This is a genomic window from Candidatus Binatia bacterium (assembly GCA_036493895.1).
Taxonomy (GTDB): Bacteria; Desulfobacterota; Binatia; order UBA1149; family CAITLU01; genus DATNBU01.
Genome location: DASXOZ010000033.1, coordinates 110,115 through 128,653, shown reverse-complemented (window position 1 = coordinate 128,653; position 18,539 = coordinate 110,115). Strand labels below are relative to the sequence as shown.

Sequence of the window (18,539 nt, the reverse complement as noted above, 5' to 3'; positions counted from 1 at the left end):
CCGATCGGACCGGTCAAAGAAGGCTCCACGTCGCCGTCGTATACCAGCAGTGCGCGCCGGCGCCAGAGCCGGTCACCCTGCGGCGACAGGTGCCGGTTGCTGCCAACATCCGAAAAACGGTTCCTGCGGCCCGGCGGACGCTCGAGGAGTGCAGCGCGGGTGGCGGAATGGCTCAGTCGGACCTGGTTTCGCCGCCGTCGGATTCACCGAGGCGGCGATAGACGGTGCGCCGGTCAATGCCGAGCACGGTGGCCGCGCGCGTGACGTTGCCGCCGCAGGCGTCGATGACACTGCGGATGTAGGCCACTTCGACCTGCGACAGCGTCAGTCCCCGCGATGCGGCCGCCCCGACGAACTCCCCGGCGGCAGGAAGCAGCCCGCCGGGCTCGACGAGGTCCTCCAGACCGAGGATCTCGCTGTCGCCGAGCACGACCGCCCTTTCGATCACGTTGGCCAGCTCGCGCACGTTTCCCGGCCACTGGTAGCTGAGCAGCCAGCGCATCGCGTCTTCGCCGACGCCGAGAATATCGCGACCGATGCGCGCGCCGCTGCGCTCGAGGAAGTATTCGACGAGAGCCGGAATGTCGTCGCGGCGCTCGCGCAGCGGAGGCACGTCGAGGCGGATCACGTTGAGACGGAAATAGAGATCGGCGCGCAGCTTCTTCTCGCGCAGCGCCTCGTCGGTCGGGCGGTTGGTCGCGGCGATGACGCGCACGTCGACCGGCAGGTCCCGTTCTCCGCCGACAGGGCGGATCATCGCGCTTTCGAGCACATGAAGCAGCGCCGTCTGCGCCTCGGCCGGCATCTCGCCGATCTCGTCGAGGAACAAGGTGCCGCTGCTCGCCTGCACGAACGCGCCGTCGCGATTCTCGCGCGCGTCGGTGAACGCGCCGCGCCTGACACCGAACAGCTCGCTCTCGACGAGCCCGGACGGCAGCGCGCCGCAGTTGACCTGCACGAAAGGCCCCGCCGCGCGAGCGCTCGCACGGTGGATGAAGCGGGCGAGCACCCCTTTTCCCACCCCACTCTCTCCGGTGAGAAACACCGTCGAATCGCTGCGCGAGACTCGTCGCGCAAGATCGACGACGGCGCGCATGCGCTCGCTCTGCGCAACGATCTCGCCGGACTCGCCGGTCAGCTCGCGGCGAAGGCGCACGATCTCGCGACGCATCTGGCGGTCGCGTAGCGCGCGGTCCACCGCGATCACGAGCGCGCTGGTAGTGAACGGCTTGGCCAGGAAATCGGTGGCCCCTGCCCTCACCGTCTGCACGGCAAGCTCGATGCTGCCGAAGCCGGTGATCAGGATGACCGGCAGCCGCGGGCGCCGGCGCTGGAGCTCGGCGAGCAGCTCGGGCCCGCGCATCCCCGGCATCTCGACGTCGGCGATCACGAGGTCGTAGGCCGCTGCTTCCAAGGCATCGAGCGCCTCGCGTCCGCTGGTTGCACCGCGAGCCTCGAATCCCTCGCGCGCGAGCTCCTCGACGAGGAACTCGACGACGGCCGCGTCGTCGTCGACGACGAGAAGGCGCCCGCGTACCGACGCGGTGGTCACCAGTTCACCTCGGCAAGCCCCGGTGCCTGTTTGCGAAAAGGCAACACGACCGTGACCGTGGTGCCATGGCCGGGTGAAGAGTCGAGATCGATCGTTCCGCCGTGCTCCTTGACGATGGTCTTGACGATCGCGAGGCCGAGGCCGGTGCCGCCCTGCTCGGCGCGCGTCGTGAAAAAAGGCTCGAACACGCGCGCCAGATCCTCGGTAGGGATGCCGCGACCGTGGTCGGCGACGCGCAGCCTGGCGCCTTCGCCGATGGCATCGAGCGTCACTTCGATACGACCGGCGCCGGCAGTGGCCGCCAGCGCGTTGCTGACGAGGTTGAGGACGATCTGCTGGACGTGGTCGATGTTGCCTTCGATCTCGATCGGCGCGGCCCCTGCTCGGAAATCGACTGAAATACGACTGCGCTCGGCCTCCAGAGCAAGCAGCTCGGCCACCGGCCGCACTGCCGCGACGACGTCGAAGACGGCGAACTTCGGCGTCGAGCGTCGCCCGACGTTGAGAAGCTGCCCGACGATGCGGGCCACGCGGGCGCACTGCTCGACGAGGATCAGCGCATTGCGTCGCGTGCCCACCGCATCGTCGGGATGGTCGGCCAGGCTGCGGGCCCGGCCGGCCATGACCTGAAGCGGCGAGCCGATCTCGTGGGCGAGCGACGATGCGAGCTGGCCCGTCGCGGCCAGCTTGGCCACTTCGGCCAGACCTCGCTCGAGACGGCCGCGCACGACGATCTCTTCGTCGCGGCGGCGGCGCGCATCGGCCAGCGCATCGATCATCTGGTTGAACTCCCCGGCCAGCGCGCCGATCTCGTCTTCGCGCCGCACGCGGATGTGCTGCTCGAAGTTGCCCGCCCGCACGGCGGCCACGGTGGAGCGAACGTCCTGCAGCGGGCGGCGAACGAACAGCGTGCCGGTGAACCAGCCGATGCCGGCGATGGCGAATACGAACAGCACGACGGTCTCGATGACGCCTTCGCGCGTGCTGCTGAGATCGCGGCGCACGTCGTCGAGCGGTCGCAGCAGCGTCAGCACCCCGATCATCCTGCCGGTATCGTCGCGAAGTGGCAGGCCGAGGATGGCCGGCCCCGGATCTTCTTCGCGCGGGTAGCGAAGCGTGGACGAAACGCCGGAAAGCACCGCCGTCGCCACCGATTTTTCCGGCTCGGCGAACTCGGCGCCGGGAGACTCGGCCAGCAGCTTGCCCGTGACGTCGCTCACGGTGATGTCGACGGTGGCATCCTCGAGGTCGAGCTTGTCCAGGATCTCGCGCACGTCGTCGAGCTGCTGGTCGCGCACTGCGTTCTGGACCGCGACGCGCAGGCTTTCGCCGAGAATGCGCATCTCGCGGGTGACTGCAGTGCGAAGGTCGGTCTTCTCGCGCAGCACCATGCCGAACCCGTAGACACCGAACAGCGCGATGCCGGCCAGTGCTCCGGTCAGCACGATGTCGAGGCAGATGCTCCAGCGCCGCCCGCGTGAGGCAAAAATGCCGAGACCGGGGCGGATTTGCCCGAAAGCCGGGGCGGCTGCCGCAGCCATTCTCGCTGCATTTTCGGGCATATGCTGCCGGTCGGCCTCTGGCATGGAATTGGCTCTAACCAAGAGCCATGCCACAGCCGCGGATCGTACCCAAGCTCGGCAGAATGCTGTTGGCGACAATGGCAGTCGCCTGTTCCTTCTCCTGCAGCTCCTGCAGCAGAAGTGAGGAGCCCCGGCTTTCGTTCTCCAGCGGAACCTCGCAGCCGCAGCCGGATGGCACCGTCAGGATCGACGAGGCGTCGCGTCCGTACGTGCATACGGTCGACGCCAAGGCGGCCACCGGCTCGGGAGTGGTTCGTGCACCGGCGAGGGTCGCATTTCGCGACGGTGCCGTCTCGCGGGTAGACGCCCTGGTCGGTGGCCGTGTCGTCGAAGTCAAGGTCAAGATCGGCTCCCACGTAAGCGCCGGCGATGCCGTGGCGGTGCTGAGCAGTCCCGACGCCGCCGATGCGCGCGCGCAGCTCGCTTCGGCCAATGCCGGTCTCGAAGAAGCGCGCCGCGAGGTGGCGCGCCACCAGAGGATGGCGGCAGCGGGCGTAGACGTCCCGAGCGAGATGCAGGCCGCGATGACCAAGCTCAGCGAGAGTGAAGCCGAGCTGGGCGGCATCCAGGCGAAGACCGCTTTCCTCGGCGACGGCATCGGCCCGACGGTCACCATCAAGGCGCCGATCAGCGGGACCGTCCAGAGCGTCGGCGCAACCGCCGGCACTTACGTCTCGCCGGACGGCGACCCGGTGCTGGAGATCGCCAATCCGTCTGCCACCTGGATCATCGCCGACGTTTTCGAGCGCGACCTTCCGCTGGTCAACCAGGGTGCGCGCGTCAGCGTCGACGTGCCGAGTCTTTCGCGCAAGCTCGTCGGCCAGGTGGTCAACATCGGCGCAGCAGTCGAGGGCAACATCCGCACTGCGCCCGTCTACGTGTCCCTCGACGCGGACGAGCCGGTGCTGCGCTCGGGCATGTACGCGCGCGCAACCATCGAATCCGGCGACGTGCCGGGCATCTCGATTCCGTCGGCTGCCGTGCTCGTCAAGGACGGGATGCGCACCGTCGTCTACGTGCAGGCAGCCACCGACACGTTCCAGGCGCGCGACGTCAAGGTAGGCGCGTCGATCGACGGGCAGGTGCGAGTGCTCGAGGGCGTCGCCATGGGCGACAAGGTCGTCGTCGAAGGCGCGCTGCTTCTCGACGGCGCCGCCGAGCAACTCCTGTAGTCCGACGCCGATGCTGGCCGCGCTGATCAACCTGTGTGTCCAGCGCCGCTGGGCCGTCGTCGCGTTCGGCGTGGCCGTGGGCCTCGTGGGCCTTCGCGCCTACCTCGATACCGCGATCGAGGCCTATCCGGACGTCACCAACCTGCAGGTCAACGTCATTGCGCAGATGCCCGGCCTGGCGCCCGAAGAAATCGAGCGCCAGATCACCATCCCGCTCGAGCGCTCGCTCAACGGCACGCCGTCGATGATCGGCATGCGCAGCGAGAGCCTGTTCGGCCTGTCGCTGATCTTCCTGACGTTCGACGACGATGCGGATCCGTTCAAGGCGAGGGCCTGGGTCGGCGAGAGGATCTCGACGACGGACCTGCCCGAAGGCGTGACGCCCGTGCTCGGGCCCGAGGACACTCCACTCGGAGAGATCTTCCAGTACCGTCTTTCGAGCGACCGCCACAGCCTCTACGACATCCGCGCGACGCAGCAGAACCTGGTGACGCGGGTGTTCAAGCAGGTTCCCGGCGTCGCCGACGTCGTCTCCAGCGGCGGCTTCCTCGAGGAATACCACGTCGAGGTCGATCCCGACCAGCTGCTGGCTCGCGACCTGACGATCCAGGACGTCACGACTGCGCTCGAGCACGCCAACCTGAGCGTCGGCGGCGGGTTCCTGCGCCACGGCGAGCAGGAAATGGTCGTGCGCAGCGTCGGCTGGATGAGCGGCCCCGACGACGTCGGCAACGTCGTCCTGAAAAGCCAGAACGGAAGCCCGATCACGGTAGCCGACGTCGCGCGCATCGTCCGGTCCTACACGCCGCGGCGCGGGTCGGTGGGCCTGAACGAGCAGCCGGAGATCATCGAGGGCTTCGTGCTGATGCGCCGCGGGGAAAACCCTTCGCAGGTGCTCGAGGGCGTGCACGCCAAAGTCGAGCAGCTCAACAACGGGATGCTCCCGAAGGGCATGAAGCTCGAGGCGTTCTACGACCGCACCTGGCTCGTCTCGCACACGCTCGATACCGTACGCCACAACCTGCTGTTCGGCGGGATGCTGATCCTGCTGGTCGCGTGGATCTTCCTGCGCACCACGCGCGGCGCGCTGATCGTCGCCATCGTCATTCCCCTTTGCCTGCTTGCCGCTTTCATCGGCCTGAGGGTCATCGGACTGCCGGCCAACCTGATCTCGATGGGTGCCATCGATTTCGGCATCCTCGTCGACGGCGCGCTGATCCTCGTCGAGAACGTGATGCACGAGATCCGCCGCCGGCGCCCTCGCCTTCCCGGCGAAATGCTCGCGCTCATCGCGCACGCCGCGCGCGACGTCGCACGGCCGACGTTTTTCTCGATGGCGATCATCATCGCGGCGCTGATCCCGGTCTTCACGCTCCAGCGCGTCGAAGGCCGCATCTTCCGGCCGCTGGCGCTTACCTACACGTTCGCGCTCCTCGCGGCGCTGGTCTGCTCGCTGACGCTGGTGCCGGCGCTCTGCGCGCTGGCGCTCAGTCCCCGCGACGGCGAGATCGCCGAGCCGGCATTCGTCGAGAGGCTGAGGGAGCGATACCGCGCCCTCGTCTCGCTCCTGCTCGAGCGTCGCGTACTGGTGTGCGCCGCGGCCGTTCTCCTCCTGGCCTGCGGCGCAGTCACCGCGGCGACGCTCGGGCGGGAGTTCCTGCCCCAGCTCGACGAAGGCGACTTCGTGATCTTCGTCGAGATGCCGCCGAGCATCGCGTTCGAGCGCGCGCAGGAGATCCTCGTCGACGTGCGCAAGCGGATCATGGCGTTCCCCGAGGCGATCGCGACGATGAGCGAGCAGGGCCGCCCCGAGGACGGCACCGACGACGAAGGCGTGAACATGAGCGAGACTTTCGTGCGCCTGAAGCCGCGGGACCAGTGGAGGCCGGGCCTGGACATGGACTCGCTGACCGAGCAGATGCGCGGGTCGCTCGTGCAGATCCCGGGCGTGCGCTACAACTTCTCGCAACCGATCAAGGACAACGTCGAGGAGGCCGTCAGTGGAGTGCGCGGCCAGGTGGTGCTGAAAATCTTCGGCCCCGACCTCGATGCGATGCGCACCGCGCTGGAGAGGGCGAAGGATTCGCTCCAGAAAATCCCGGGCATCGTCGACCTCGACCTTTATCGCGACGCGATGGTTCCCCAGCTTCGCATCGGGCTGGATCGCGCTGCGCTGGCCCGCGGCGGCATCTCGGTCGCCGACGCCCAGGACCTGATCCAGACCGCTCTTGCCGGCAAGGTCGTCACCCAGACGTGGCGCGGCGAGCAGCCGATTCCGGTGCGCGTCGAGCTGCCGCTTTCCGAGCGCAACGACGCCGACCACATCCATCGCCTGATGCTGTCCTCGGCCGACGGCGGACGCGTGCCTCTCGGCTCGATCTCGGCGATCGACGTCGCCGACGGGCGCGCGACGATCAATCGCGAGGACAACAGCCGTTTTCTCGCGCTCAAATTCAACGTCGAAGGGCGCGACATGTCTTCGGTGATCGCGGACGCCATGAAAGCGGTCTCGCACGACGTCGAGGTTCCCGACGGGCATTACTTCGCCTGGGGCGGCGAGTTCGAGAACCAGCAGCGCGCGATGGCAAGGCTCCGCGTGATTCTTCCGGTGGCCGTCGCGGTCGTACTCGCGCTGCTGTACGCGGCCCTCGGCAGCGGCCGCGCAGCCGCGTGCGTGATCGCCGTGGCGCCGTTCGCGGCAACCGGCGGCGTCTTCGCGCTCCAGATCGCCGGCATCCCGCTGTCCGTAAGCGCCGCCGTCGGCTTCATCGCCCTGCTCGGACAGATCTCGCTCGCCGGCCTGCTCGTGTTGTCGGCCATCGACAACGAGCGCAACGAAGGCCGCGAGCTGGCCGACGCGACGATCCACGGCACGGCGCGGCGATTTCGCGCGGTCTTGATGGCGGCGATCCTTGCCATCCTCGGCCTGCTGCCGATGGCGCTTTCCCACGGCGTCGGCAGCGAAACCCAGAAGCCGTTCGCCGTCGTGCTGATCGGAGGAATGCTGACGACGCTCGTGGTGACCCTGCTCGTGCTGCCGGTCGTCTACGGAATGATCGCCGCGCCTTTCAGCAGCGATGCGGAGGCCGGCGCGTGATGCCGCACCGCACTCTCGCGACCCAGCGGCGCGCGGCGTGCATCGCGGCTATCGCCACGGTTCTTTTTCGTTCCCGCTGCGAAGCCGAGGCGCCTGCACCCCCTCCGACGGAGCTCCGCGAGGACGCACTGGTGCAGTATCTGTCGAGCGAAAGCCTGAGAGCCGCCGAAATCGCCTCGCGCCTGGCCATTGCCGAGGCCGACGTGCTCGACGCCCGCAAGCTCCCGAATCCGACGGTGTCGTACCAGGGCACCACGACGATCTCCGGCACCGACACGATCGGCGACACGATTCACGCGGTCAGCGCCGGCGCTCCCATCCTGCTCTTCGGCCAGAGGCGCGCGCGCATCGACGCCGCGCTGGCGCGGCGCAGCGCCTCGGCTGCCGACATCGCCGATGCCAGGCTCGAGTTGGTGCGCGCGGGACGTCGCGCGTTTGCCGAATTGCTGGCAGCCGAGGATCGCGTCGATGCGTGGAAGGAGACGCTTGCGGACATCGAGCAGGTGCAGACCATCGTCGTCGGGCGTGCAGAAGCCGGCGCGAAGAGCCAGTACGACGTCGAGCGCATCCGCCTGGAGCTGGCCACCGACCGCCGCGATCTGAGCGATGCCATCGCGCGAAGCGACAGCGCCGCCGGCGATCTTGCGATCCTCGTCGGCGTTCCCGGCTGGCGGCCGCATGCGATCGGAAGCCTGCATCCGCACGAGACCGACACCGACGTCGACCGCCTGTGGGAGCACGCGAAGGCGACGCTGCCTGCGCTCGAGGCCGCAACCCTCGGGCATGACGCCGACGTCGCCGAGATCGAAGTCGCGCGCAGGGAAAGCTACCCGGTGCCGCAGGTCACCGTCGGCGAGCAGAGCACCACGGATCCGCACGGTGTCGCGATATCGGCCGGGATCTCGATTCCTTTGCCGGTTTTCGACCGCAACCAGGGCGAGATCGCGCGCAAGGCGGCCGAAGCCCGCAACTCCGGCATCCAGCTCGACGTCACGATGCGCGAAGCGCGCGCGAGGCTGGAAACCGCAGTGGCCGTGCTGCGCACGCGGCGCGAAGCGCTCGCTGCATTCGAGCGCGACGCCACCGCCCAGGTGCCGCGCCTGAAGCAGATGGCGCACGCGTTCTACGACAGCGGAGAGGGAAACATCGTCGATCTTCTCGACGCCTTGAAAGCCATCGGCGAGGCACGCCTCGACCGGATCGATCTCGTCGACGCGCTGGTTCCTGCGGAACTGGACGTCGAAGCAGCCGCCGGGCTCGACGTGGACGGAGTGGAGTCCGGCGCGGAGCCAGGTGCCCTTGCGGTGCCTGGCTCCAAATCTTCCACAGGGACGGGAGCGGCCCGCGCGGCCGCTTCCGTCTCGAACTGAGCAGTTGTTGGAACGCGGAAACCTGCGCGCGGCGGCTTACTTCGGCGCGGGCGCGGATTCCTTGAGCGACTGGATGCGGCGCTCGAGCGTGGGATCACCGGTCGAGCCTTCGAGCTCGAGCAGTTTCTGCAGACTGGCGATCGCAGTCGCCTTGTCCCCCGACTTCTCCGCGAGCCTGGCGCGGTCACTCAGCGCCGCCTTGCGGTAGGGGCCGTCGATGGATCCGGCCTTGTCGAGCGCCGCCGAAGCCTCGGCGCCCTTTCCGGACTTCTCCAGAGCCGCGGCTTTCCCCATCAGCCCGACCTGCTCGAGGTACACGGTAGGCGGAGCCTTGAGGAACTGGTCGTAACCGAGAACGGCCTGCTCATACTCGCCTGCCTGGGCGTGGATGTCGGCCTGGTAAAGCGATGCCAGTGCCGCATAGGGCCCGGTATTGCTGAGGCTGCCGATCTTCTCGAGGTCGGCCTGGGCCGCGGTGGTGGAGTTCGACTCGAGACTGGAGACAGCGTTGCTGAAGTTGGTCGCCGCGCTGCGTCCCTGGGAGACCCAGTAGCTCGAGATGCCGACGACGACCGCGAAGGCCGCCACCACCGCGACCGCGATCGTGATGACCTGCGAGCGGTTGTTGTCGAAATACTCGCGAGCTTCGAGAAGCGCCTCGAAGAACGGGTCCGGCTCCTTGAGCTGCTGCTGAAGCTGACGGCGGTCGGATGCGGCCATGGGCCCCTATTAGAGTGGCACGATCGGAAAGCCAAGCCGCAGCGCCTCCGTGCTCGAAGCTGCGCAGGGGCTTGGCGGCCGATCTACATCTTGTACTTGAAGTCGTTGGGATCGAGATTTTCGAGGATCTCGTTCCATTCCTCGCGGTCGACATCGGACAGGTCGAGGGTGCTCTCCGCCGGGGGCGCGTCCTCCTCCTCGGCAGCCTCGTCGCGGGTGCCGGAGGCAGTGATGACGTCACGCGCGACAAAAATCGGGCAACCGGTGCGAAGCGCCAGAGAAATCGCATCGCTCGGTCTCGCGTCCAGGCTGTGGCGGCGGTCACCGACCATCAGCTCGATCTCGGCATAGAACGTGTTCTCGCGAAGATCGGTGACGATGATTCGGGAGACCGAGGCGCCGACCTCCTCGACGATGCGCTTGAGCAGGTCGTGGGTCATCGGGCGGGCCATTTTGACCCCCTCGAGCTCGGTGGCCATGGCGGTGGCCTCGAGCAGGCCCACCCAGATCGGCAGGGTCAACTCCTCGCGCTCGTCCTTCAGCAGGACCACGGGGGTCTTGGTGACGGGGTCGAGGGTGACTCCCCCGACCGTCATCTGGACGAGGTCCTTGTCCTTTTCCGGAGCGTCCTGCACGGCGCCGAAATCATGGCGCGGTGCGATCCGACCGTCAACTGCCGAAAAACCCCGCCGGTCACTTCGCGATCAGCAGGTCGACGACCTTGTACAGCTGGCGCAGGTTGCGGCACTCCTCGACGAAATCGCAGCTCTTGCCGTAAAGGTTCATCTCGCTGTCGCCGAAACCCCAGGTCGACTGGTTCTCGGGGTTCAGCCAGATCACCTGCTTGGCCCTTTCCTTGATCTCGCGCAGCACCCATTCCTGCGGCGCGTTGTAGTTGTTGCGGGCGTCGCCGAGGATCAGCACCGTCGTCCTGCTGTCGACCGCCTCGATGTGGCCCTGGTGGAACTGCATGAACGCCTTCCCGAAGTCCGAATGCGCGTAGACGTTGACGACGTCGCCGTTAATCGCCTTCTGGATCGCGCTCTGGATGTCGTTGTCCTTGAACAGCCGCGTCACCTCGGCCAGGTCCGCGACGAACACGTACGAACGCACGCGCGAGTACATGTCCTGCAGCGAGTGCACGAACTGCAGCATGAAGCGCGAGACGTTGCGCACCGAATCGGAAACGTCGCAGAGCACGATCACCTGCGGCCTTTCCTTCCTGCGATCGTCCCAGCGGATGCGGAACGGCACCCCGCCGAATTCCATCGACCGGCGGATCGTCTCGCTGACGTCGAGGCGGCCGCGCTTGGTCTGGCGAAAGCGAACGGCCATCACGTTCTTCAGGCGCCGGGCAAGGGACGCCACAGCCTCGCGCATCTGGCGGATCTCGGTCGGCGACAGGTAGTAGAAGCTCTTCTCGAGCAGCCGTTCGCGGTCCTTCGACCTCTCTTCGGCCCGGTGCTGCTGGTCCTTGTCCAGGCGCAGCAGGCCCTTGAGCATCTCGTCGAGCTCCTTGCGCCGCCTCTCGAGGTAGCGCCGCAGCTTGTCGATCTCCTCTTCGGTGTCACCCTGGTCGCGCGCCAGGTCGAGAATGCGATCGAACTCGCCGGCGACGTCGGCGGCGCCGAGCATCTGCAGCATCTGGCGGTTGGCGCCCGGAGGAACGTAGTTCGTGTCGGTCTTCGGCAGCTTCCCCGACTCCATCAGCTCGCGCAGGATGCGCTCCATCTCGCCGGCATCCTGCATCGCCAGCGCCTTGGCCAGCTCCGAGATGTCGAGGTCGGGATTGGAAAGCAGAGCGGCGAGCTTCTCGAGCAGTTCCCTCAGCTCTTCCTCGGACAGCGCCTGGGTCTGGGCAGCCACCGCCGAACCGGCCGCACGCACCACCTCGCCGACTCCCGAGAAGAAGACGTCGAACAGCTCGTCGTAAACCGGCACGTCGGAGGAGCGCTTCACCATCGCCGCGCGCAACGTGATCTTGAAGATCGAGCGTTCGGCGATGCCCGTCGTGCCGACGCCGCGCAAGGCGTCCAGCGTCTCGGCCGTCGAGACGCGGATGCCGTTTCGCCTCAGCAGCCCCGCGAACTCGACGATGCGGTCTTCCATGACTCGCTACGCAAGCCTAGTGCAGCAGGTCGCCGCCGTCGCTCGACGCCGGTGACGCAGCCGCAGCCGCCTGCTTGGCCTTTTCCTCGGCCTTGCGCCGCTCGAGGAAAGTCGCCAGCTCCTTTTCGGTCTTGCGCAGGTCGCCCTCGTACTTGGCGATCGTCGACAGCGTGTTGCGAACGATCTCGTCGCCGAGCCCGCGCGCGTTCATGATCACCAGCGCCTTGGCCCAGTCGAGCGTCTCCGAGATGCTCGGCTTCTTCTTCATGTCGAGCTTGCGCAGCGACTGGATCAGCGCCGCAATGTCTTCGGCCAGCGTCGCGGCAGCCTCGGGCACCTTCAGCCGGATGATCTCGAGCTCGAGCTGCGGATTCGGGAAATCGATGTACAGGTGCAGGCAGCGCCGCTTGAGCGCGTCCGACATTTCCCGCGCGTTGTTGCTGGTCAGCAGCACGATCGGGATGTGCTTGGCCTCGATGGTGCCGATTTCCGGCACCGTCACCTGGAAGTCGCTGAGGATCTCGAGCAGGAACGCCTCGAACTCGGCGTCGGCCTTGTCGATCTCGTCGATCAGCAGCACGCAGCGATCGTCGGACTGGATGGCCTGCAGCAGCGGCCGCGGCAGGATGAAACGGTTCGAGAAGAACACGTCGTCCTGGGCAGTGATGCGGTCGACCGCCTCGGACAGCGTCGCGGCGCCCGAGGTCACCTCGGTGATCTTTTCCTTGAGCACCTGCGTGTACAGGAGCTGCTTGGCGTACTCCCACTCGTACAGCGCCTTGGCTTCGTCGATGCCCTCGTAGCACTGCATGCGGATGAGGCGCGCTCCGAGGCCGCTGGCAATCACCTTGGCCAGCTCGGTCTTGCCGACACCGGCGGGACCTTCGACGAGCAGGGGTTTGCCCAGGCGGGTGGCCAGGTAGACGACCGTCGCGATGTTGTCGTCGCAGATGTAGTTCTGCGCGGCCAGCCGCGTGCGCACGTCGCTGATCGAGTCGAAGGCGGAGTCCGGTGGAATCAAGGCTGCTGCTCCCGTCGGTCGGGCCGCAAAAACGCGGCTGGCGACGCTAACACGCAGCCTGGTGGAGGGCAAAAAGCCCCCCGCCGCAGACGCCCGTCGCCCCTGACGGGCGCCTGCAGCACTCCCCCATCCCCACAACTGCCCAACAACTGCCCAACAACCATCCGCACGGCTCCCGCCGCAGGCGCGGCGGAGCGATTCAGGAAGCGAAGCGGATCTTTCTCGGCTTCGCCGTATGGTCGAGCTTCGCCATCTTCACCGTCAGCACGCCGTTGTGCATGCGCATCGCGACGTCCTCGGTGTCGATGCCTTCGGGAATGAGCGCGATGCGCTCGAAGCGGCCGCGGGTGCGCTCGCGATAGTGCCAGTTGTGCACCGCCGGATTGGCGCCGCTCTTCTCGCCGCGCACCGTCAGCGTGTCGCGCGTGACCTCGATGCTAAGGTCGGCTTCGTCCACGCCGGGCAGCTCCATCGTGAAGACGACGATTTCGTCGGTCTCGCCCATGTCCATCGCCGGAACGCAGACGGGGCCTTCGCCGTTACGGGTTCGGAACTCCCGCTCGCAGGAATCGAGGAACCGGTTGAGCGAGGTCTGGAAGGATTCGACTCCGGTCGAGGTGGTCGTTTCCTTCTCGATCTTGTGCTCGATCTTGTGCTCGATCTTGTGCTCGACCTTGTGCTCGCTCTCGCGCGCCACCATGGGGGCGTCGTGCAACGGCTCGCAGTCGATCTGCATCAGCGCGAGTGTCTCTTCCGTTTTCGTGCTCATCTGTCCTTCCTCCCCTTGGCCGTTCGCGTTCCGCAATCGCGACGGTGGCGATGGCTTACCATAGCAACGTGCTTGCCAGCGCGGAGAACGTGGAATTTCTGCATTTCCACCGATTCCTGAGGAGCAGGTGAGGCCACTTTCTCGAAATCGGGAAAATCACCCCCCGCTACCCTTGCAGAAATGAGAGGGTTTCGCCTTCTGGGGGTACTCACTCCGGAAAATGAAATCGCACACCCTGTGGAGCAGTGTCTCTGGAGCAGTCGGGGGTCACTCATTGCCGGGGCAGTGGCTCCCCCCTGAAAGGGTGGGAAACCGGGAACGCCAAGGCATCGGCAGCCCTGCGGCAAGGACAATGTTTGAACGGCGCCACCAGGCGCGCCGCGACGCGGCGGTGTGAGTCCGTTCTCACCCGGCTGTTTCGGGCAGCACACCACCGACGGCAGCCGGCTTCGTCGCGATTGCGCGCTCCGCAAGGATCTGCCGCGCGGCACGCAGTCCCGTTTCGAGCGCGCCGTGCACCGTGCCGCGGTAGCCGGCCGTGTCGGTTGCCTCTCCGGCGAAATACAGCGTTGCAGCGATCGGGGCGGCCAGCATCGCCGGCGCATCCAGCGCGCCGGCCGGGATCCACGAGTACGCGCCAAGCGCCCACGGGTCGTGCAGCCAGTCCGCGACGGCGCTGTCGGCAACGACAGCGGTGACAACGGCTGGATCGATCCCGAGCGCCCGTGCGAGCGTATCGATTCCCGCCATGACGATCGCAGCCGGCGACAGCGCCGAGAGACGATCGGCCGCCGGTCCCCCGATCCAGCCGACGAGCACGGGCTCCTGCTGGGAACCCACGACCCACCACATAGGCACCGGATTGCCCGCGGTCTGAAGAAAGCGCGCCTGCTCGAGCGCGCCGCGAAGCGAGGCATCGAGGCCCGCAAGCTCGGCAAGTGGGATTCGGAAACGCAGGAACAGCTTGACGACATTGCCCATCGCCAGCTTTCGCGCTGCCGCTTCGATCTGCGGCACTGCAGGCTCAAAGGCGAGCGCGCGCGGATCCGCTCGGTCGAGCTGCAAAAAAGGAAGCGGCACCGTCACGACCACGGCAGACGCCTGGAGGGAGCTGTTCGCGCCTGCAGTGCCGCTGGTCGCTTCGATGGTTGCCGCACCCGCCGACCAGCGAATGCGGCGGGCAACGGTCTCGAGGCCCACGCGAACAGGGTCGAGGAGGCGTGCCAGATGGCGCACCAGCACCTCGTAGCCCTCGAGGATCGAAGCGTTGTGCTCGTCCTCGATGCGACTGGCGGCACGTACTTCCTGCGAGAGCGCCCGAGCGCTGGCGCGTTCGACTTCGGCGGCCATGTATCCTTCGACATAGGAGCGAAGGCGCCTGGCTTCGGCGTCCGACCATCCCTCGCGCGCGACGAGCTCCTCGATGCGTAGCGAGATCGGGACGTCGGGAGCGTCGGGATCCGCCAGCGCGTGGAACACGCGGTCCCACGCGCGCAGGTTGGTCACATCGCGGCCGTCCTGGAGACCAAGGGGCCGGAACCGCCTTTCGACGAGGTGCAGCGAACACTCGCCGATCCGCTGCATCAATTCCGGATGGCGACCGTGCACGAACTCGGCGCCGAGCTCGATCGGCACGGCGGCAAAATCGAACCTCGTGTGGATCCTTCCGCCGAGGCGCGAGCGCGCCTCGAGCACCACGACGTCGAGGCCGTGCTCGACCAGCAGGTCGGCAGCGGCCAGGCCGGAGACGCCGGCACCGATGATCGCGACATCGCAGCTTGCGCGGTCCATGAGAGTACCCGACAGCAGCGTCGCTGCCGCCGCGCCGACACTACACGGGCCGAGGTACCGAGCCTACCGCCCTTCCCCTTCGCAAGCTCTGCGCAGTCTCCGCGCCGCCTCTGCGCAAGCTGCGCGCAACCTGCCGCGCCCTACGGCCGGCCTGTCGGCGGCGACGGCTCGTCGAATGGCGGCGCAGAGGGCGGCGCCTCGTTGGCGGACGCTGCGCGAGCGGCAGCCAACGTCGCCGCACGCATCTGTTTCCACGCGGGCGGCTGGTAGACGCAGTCGGGATCGGAGCCGAACGCGTCGCCGGTAAGCGCGAAGCTGCGCGCACGCGAGCCTCCGCACACGTGGCGGTAATCGCAGACACCGCACTTGCCGGCGAAGTGGTCGCAGTCGCGCAGCGCCTTCATCAGTCCGTGCTGCTGGTAGACGTCGACGACCGACCGTTCGGGAAAACGGCCGCAGGCAAGCGGAAGAAATCCGCTCGGATGAATCAGGCCCGTGTGCCCGATGAACACGACGCCGTTTCCGTCGTTGGTGCCCGCCATGCCGGGTGCACTCATGAACGACATCGTGGACGACGGGGACATCGCGGGAATGGAGCGATCGAGACCGTCGCCAGGGGCCGCCGCGCCGGCGGCCGTCTTCTTCTCGTGCTTCTGCATCACGAAGCGGCGGTAATGCGGCGCCTCGGTGGTCTTGATCGCGTACTTGTGCCACGCCGACTCGCGCTCGAGCAGCGCGAAGATCGTTTCGTACTCGGCGGGACGGATGCGTGCGTCCGCAGCAGCCCTTCCCACCGGCACGAGGAAGAACACCGACCAGAGCGCGATCGAATAGCCGTCCAGCAGCGCCGCCAGCTGCGAAAGCTCGCCGGCGTTGCCCGAATGGACCGTCGTGTTCACCTGCAGCGACAACCCGTATTCGCGCGCGTCGCGCAGGATCTCCAGGCTTCGCGCAAAGCTGCCGGGCACGCCGCGCAGGCCGTCGTGGCTGGCCGCGCCTGCACCGTCGATACTGACGGCGAGGCGCGCCAGCCCGCATTCGGCCAGCCGTCGCAGCGCCTGGCGCGTGACGAGCGGCGTGGCCGACGGCGTCATGGCCATCGAGAGGCCGATGCCGGTGCCGTGTGCGACGAGATCGAAGATGTCGGGCCGCTTCATCGGGTCGCCGCCGGTCAACACGACGAGCGGAGGCACCGCAAAGCGGCGCAGGTCCTCGAGCAGCAGCTTGGACTCGCCGGCGGACAGCTCTCGCGCGCTGCGCTTGGGCTGCGCGCAGGCCCGGCAATGGGTGCACACGAGATCGCAGGCCTGGGTAGCCTCGTAGAACGCGACGATCGGGCCGCGGTCGAAAGCTGCCCGCGGCGCGGCGGGGCGCGGCCCCGGAGTCGGCGATTCCGTCATGCGGGGCAATGAGCATCATTCGTGCCATCCCCGCGACGCGGAGCCGTGCGACGCGGCCGGAGCATCGGCATCGATTGCAGGGCAATGCCGGCGCGCATGACGACCGGCAGTTGTAACGCCGGCAGCGCAAAATGCGCGATCCGCCGCCCGCGCCGGATGCGCGACTTCCTCACTGCGCCGCTCCAACTTTCCACGAAATGATAAACCAGCCGGAGGTCCGTCGCGGAATTGAGAACAGGACGAAGAACGCTTCCGACGCCGAGGCCGCAAAGATGCAGTTCCACGTCACGAGCCATCGCCACGCCCGGTGGCATGTTTTCTGCTTTTCCCTAGGCGACCAAATCTCGAAACGGCCCAGGCACGTCCCGTCGACTGCGGGACGGCCACGGGTGGCGGCCGGGGACGCCGTCGCATCGATCCGATCGGAAGGAGGCGGACCAATGACGACTTATTCGCGGCTTACGGCGCTCGACCGGTCTTTCCTCGACATCGAGGACCGCAACACCCACATGCACGTCGGCGCCACCTGCATCTTCGAGTGCGGTCCGCTGCACACCGCCGGCGGCGGCATCGACATCGACCGCATGCGCGCCTACGTCGACTCGCGACTTCACCTGCTTCCCCGTTATCGCCAGCACATCGCGCACATCCCGCTCGAAGGCCATCCGGTGTGGGTCGATGACGACCAATTCGACATCCGTTACCACGTCCGCCACCTGAGCCTTCCGCGCCCGGGCTGCGACAGGGAGCTCAAGCGCCTGGCGGGCTGGATCAATTCGCAGCAGCTCGATCGCGGCAAACCGCTGTGGGAGTTGTGGGTCGTCGAAGGTCTCGAGCAGGACCGCTTCGCGGTGATCGCAAAAACCCACCACTGCATGATCGACGGCCTGGCCGGCGCCGACTTCCTCGCAGTGCTGCTGCGGGCCGATGACGATGCGTCGATCGAGGAGCCGCCGCGCTGGCGGCCCCGGCGCGCGCCATCGTCGCTGGACCTGGTGCGCGATGCTGCGCTGCGCCGCCTGACGCTGCCGATCCGCGCCGCGCGCGCAATTGCCGGCGACCCTGCAGGAATGTGGAAGAACACGCGCGACCTGGCCAGCGCGCTGTATGAAACCACGGCCGCCGCGGTGCAGGCGGCTTCGGAGACGCCGCTCAACCGGCCGATCGGCAGCCACCGCCGCTTCGACTGGCTCTGCTTCGAGCTCGAGCAGGTCAAGGCCGTGAAGAACCGCCTCGGCGGCACCATCAACGACATCGTGCTGGCATCGGTCGCCGGCGGGCTGCGCGGCTACCTCGACAATCGCGGCGTCGAGCTCGATCCGTCGTTCCTGTTCCGGACGTTCTGTCCGGTCGGCATCCACACGTCGCAGAGAGGCAACAGTGGAGGCAACTTCGTCTCGGCGATGATGGCCGAGCTGCCGGTAGCCGAACGCGACCCGCTGGCGCGCCTTGCGCTGGTGCGCGCGTCGACCAGGAGCCACAAGGATGCGGCACCTGTGCACGGCACCGAGGTACTCGAGCAACTGGCCGACGAGCTGTTCCCGACGATGCTCGCCAGGTTTGCCTCGACCATCGAGAGCAGCCGCGCGTACAACATGGTCGTCACCAACGTCCCCGGACCGCAGTTCCCGCTCTACCTGCTCGGCGCACCGATGGTCGCGAGCTATCCGCTGGTGCCGCTGTTCGGCCACCAGGGAGTCGGAATCGCGCTGCTCAGCTACGACGGGAAGCTGTGCTGGGGCTTCAGCGCCGATCGCGACGTCGTTCCCGACATTCATGACCTTGTCGAAGGCATCCGGCACGCATTCCACGAGCTTTGCGCGGCCGCGGAGGTGCGTGTCAGCAAGGCTCGCCTCGACGAGGCACCCGCAGCGTCGACGCCGGACGGCCAGAGGAAAACGCGACGAGTCGCTGCGGTGGATCTCGAGCGCGCGGCCGTTCCAGGCTGACGGGGC

The 18,539-nt window shown here is 67.4% G+C and carries 14 protein-coding genes; 4 read left to right on the top strand and 10 right to left on the bottom strand.

The window, feature by feature from the left end; translation table 11 throughout:
• Nucleotides 1-172 precede the first annotated feature (172 nt).
• Together VGK20_09265 and VGK20_09260 are read right to left on the bottom strand one after the other, a co-directional pair.
• Nucleotides 173-1,552 carry a sigma-54 dependent transcriptional regulator gene (locus VGK20_09265; protein HEY2774226.1) on the bottom strand — a complete coding sequence of 460 codons (1,380 nt, stop codon included), beginning with the start codon at nt 1,550-1,552 and terminating at the stop codon, nt 173-175.
• Nucleotides 1,549-3,093 (bottom strand): HAMP domain-containing sensor histidine kinase, encoded by a 1,545-nt coding sequence (locus VGK20_09260; protein ID HEY2774225.1) that lies wholly within the window; start codon nt 3,091-3,093, stop codon nt 1,549-1,551. The genes VGK20_09265 and VGK20_09260 overlap by 4 nt, the downstream gene beginning before the upstream one ends.
• A 68-nt stretch (nt 3,094-3,161) precedes the next feature.
• On the opposite strand from VGK20_09260, the gene VGK20_09255 reads away from it, so the two are divergent.
• The 3 genes from VGK20_09255 (at nt 3,162) to VGK20_09245 (ending at nt 8,774) form a co-directional block, all read left to right on the top strand.
• Complete coding sequence (locus VGK20_09255; protein ID HEY2774224.1) at nt 3,162-4,307, top strand: efflux RND transporter periplasmic adaptor subunit; 1,146 nt, start codon at nt 3,162-3,164, stop codon at nt 4,305-4,307.
• Between the two features lie 10 nt (nt 4,308-4,317).
• The gene (locus VGK20_09250; GenBank protein ID HEY2774223.1) at nt 4,318-7,404 is read left to right on the top strand and encodes a CusA/CzcA family heavy metal efflux RND transporter; all 3,087 of its coding nucleotides are present in this window, start codon (nt 4,318-4,320) and stop codon (nt 7,402-7,404) included.
• A 131-nt stretch (nt 7,405-7,535) separates the two neighbouring features.
• Nucleotides 7,536-8,774: a TolC family protein gene (locus VGK20_09245; protein ID HEY2774222.1), complete on the top strand. Its 1,239-nt coding sequence runs from the start codon at nt 7,536-7,538 to the stop codon at nt 8,772-8,774.
• A 36-nt stretch (nt 8,775-8,810) separates the two neighbouring features.
• Here VGK20_09245 and VGK20_09240 read toward each other — a convergent pair whose 3' ends face one another.
• From VGK20_09240 to VGK20_09205, 8 genes are all read right to left on the bottom strand, one after another.
• Nucleotides 8,811-9,494: a tetratricopeptide repeat protein gene (locus VGK20_09240; GenBank protein ID HEY2774221.1), complete on the bottom strand. Its 684-nt coding sequence runs from the start codon at nt 9,492-9,494 to the stop codon at nt 8,811-8,813.
• Nucleotides 9,495-9,577: 83 nt separating this feature from the next.
• Nucleotides 9,578-10,129, bottom strand: a complete 552-nt coding sequence (locus VGK20_09235; GenBank protein HEY2774220.1) for a bifunctional nuclease family protein — start codon at nt 10,127-10,129, stop codon at nt 9,578-9,580.
• A 58-nt stretch (nt 10,130-10,187) separates the two neighbouring features.
• Nucleotides 10,188-11,603: a VWA domain-containing protein gene (locus VGK20_09230; GenBank protein HEY2774219.1), complete on the bottom strand. Its 1,416-nt coding sequence runs from the start codon at nt 11,601-11,603 to the stop codon at nt 10,188-10,190.
• A gap of 16 nt (nt 11,604-11,619) precedes the next feature.
• Nucleotides 11,620-12,594, bottom strand: a complete 975-nt coding sequence (locus VGK20_09225; protein HEY2774218.1) for a MoxR family ATPase — start codon at nt 12,592-12,594, stop codon at nt 11,620-11,622.
• A gap of 229 nt (nt 12,595-12,823) precedes the next feature.
• The gene (locus tag VGK20_09220; protein HEY2774217.1) at nt 12,824-13,393 is read right to left on the bottom strand and encodes an Hsp20/alpha crystallin family protein; all 570 of its coding nucleotides are present in this window, start codon (nt 13,391-13,393) and stop codon (nt 12,824-12,826) included.
• A 405-nt stretch (nt 13,394-13,798) separates the two neighbouring features.
• A complete protein-coding gene (locus VGK20_09215) occupies nt 13,799-15,184 on the bottom strand; it encodes an NAD(P)/FAD-dependent oxidoreductase (GenBank protein ID HEY2774216.1) in 1,386 nt (461 codons plus the stop codon).
• Nucleotides 15,185-15,324: 140 nt separating this feature from the next.
• A complete protein-coding gene (locus VGK20_09210) occupies nt 15,325-16,584 on the bottom strand; it encodes a TIGR04053 family radical SAM/SPASM domain-containing protein (protein ID HEY2774215.1) in 1,260 nt (419 codons plus the stop codon).
• Nucleotides 16,581-16,868 (bottom strand): hypothetical protein, encoded by a 288-nt coding sequence (locus VGK20_09205; protein HEY2774214.1) that lies wholly within the window; start codon nt 16,866-16,868, stop codon nt 16,581-16,583. The genes VGK20_09210 and VGK20_09205 overlap by 4 nt, the downstream gene beginning before the upstream one ends.
• Nucleotides 16,869-17,024: 156 nt before the next feature.
• On the opposite strand from VGK20_09205, the gene VGK20_09200 reads away from it, so the two are divergent.
• On the top strand, nt 17,025-18,533 hold the full coding sequence (locus tag VGK20_09200; protein HEY2774213.1) for a wax ester/triacylglycerol synthase family O-acyltransferase: 1,509 nt from the start codon (nt 17,025-17,027) through the stop codon (nt 18,531-18,533).
• The last annotated feature ends 6 nt before the right edge of the window (nt 18,534-18,539 follow it).

Bases quoted from the DNA above. Each gene is read 5' to 3' on its own strand.
- VGK20_09260 (HEY2774225.1), bottom strand. From the start codon at position 3,093: ATGGCTGCGGCAGCCGCCCCGGCTTTCGGGCAAATCCGCCCCGGTCTC.
- VGK20_09255 (HEY2774224.1), top strand. From the start codon at position 3,162: ATGCCACAGCCGCGGATCGTACCCAAGCTCGGCAGAATGCTGTTGGCG.
- VGK20_09250 (HEY2774223.1), top strand. From the start codon at position 4,318: ATGCTGGCCGCGCTGATCAACCTGTGTGTCCAGCGCCGCTGGGCCGTC.
- VGK20_09240 (HEY2774221.1), bottom strand. From the start codon at position 9,494: ATGGCCGCATCCGACCGCCGTCAGCTTCAGCAGCAGCTCAAGGAGCCG.
- VGK20_09230 (HEY2774219.1), bottom strand. From the start codon at position 11,603: ATGGAAGACCGCATCGTCGAGTTCGCGGGGCTGCTGAGGCGAAACGGC.
- VGK20_09220 (HEY2774217.1), bottom strand. From the start codon at position 13,393: ATGAGCACGAAAACGGAAGAGACACTCGCGCTGATGCAGATCGACTGC.
- VGK20_09215 (HEY2774216.1), bottom strand. From the start codon at position 15,184: ATGGACCGCGCAAGCTGCGATGTCGCGATCATCGGTGCCGGCGTCTCC.
- VGK20_09210 (HEY2774215.1), bottom strand. From the start codon at position 16,584: ATGACGGAATCGCCGACTCCGGGGCCGCGCCCCGCCGCGCCGCGGGCA.
- VGK20_09200 (HEY2774213.1), top strand. From the start codon at position 17,025: ATGACGACTTATTCGCGGCTTACGGCGCTCGACCGGTCTTTCCTCGAC.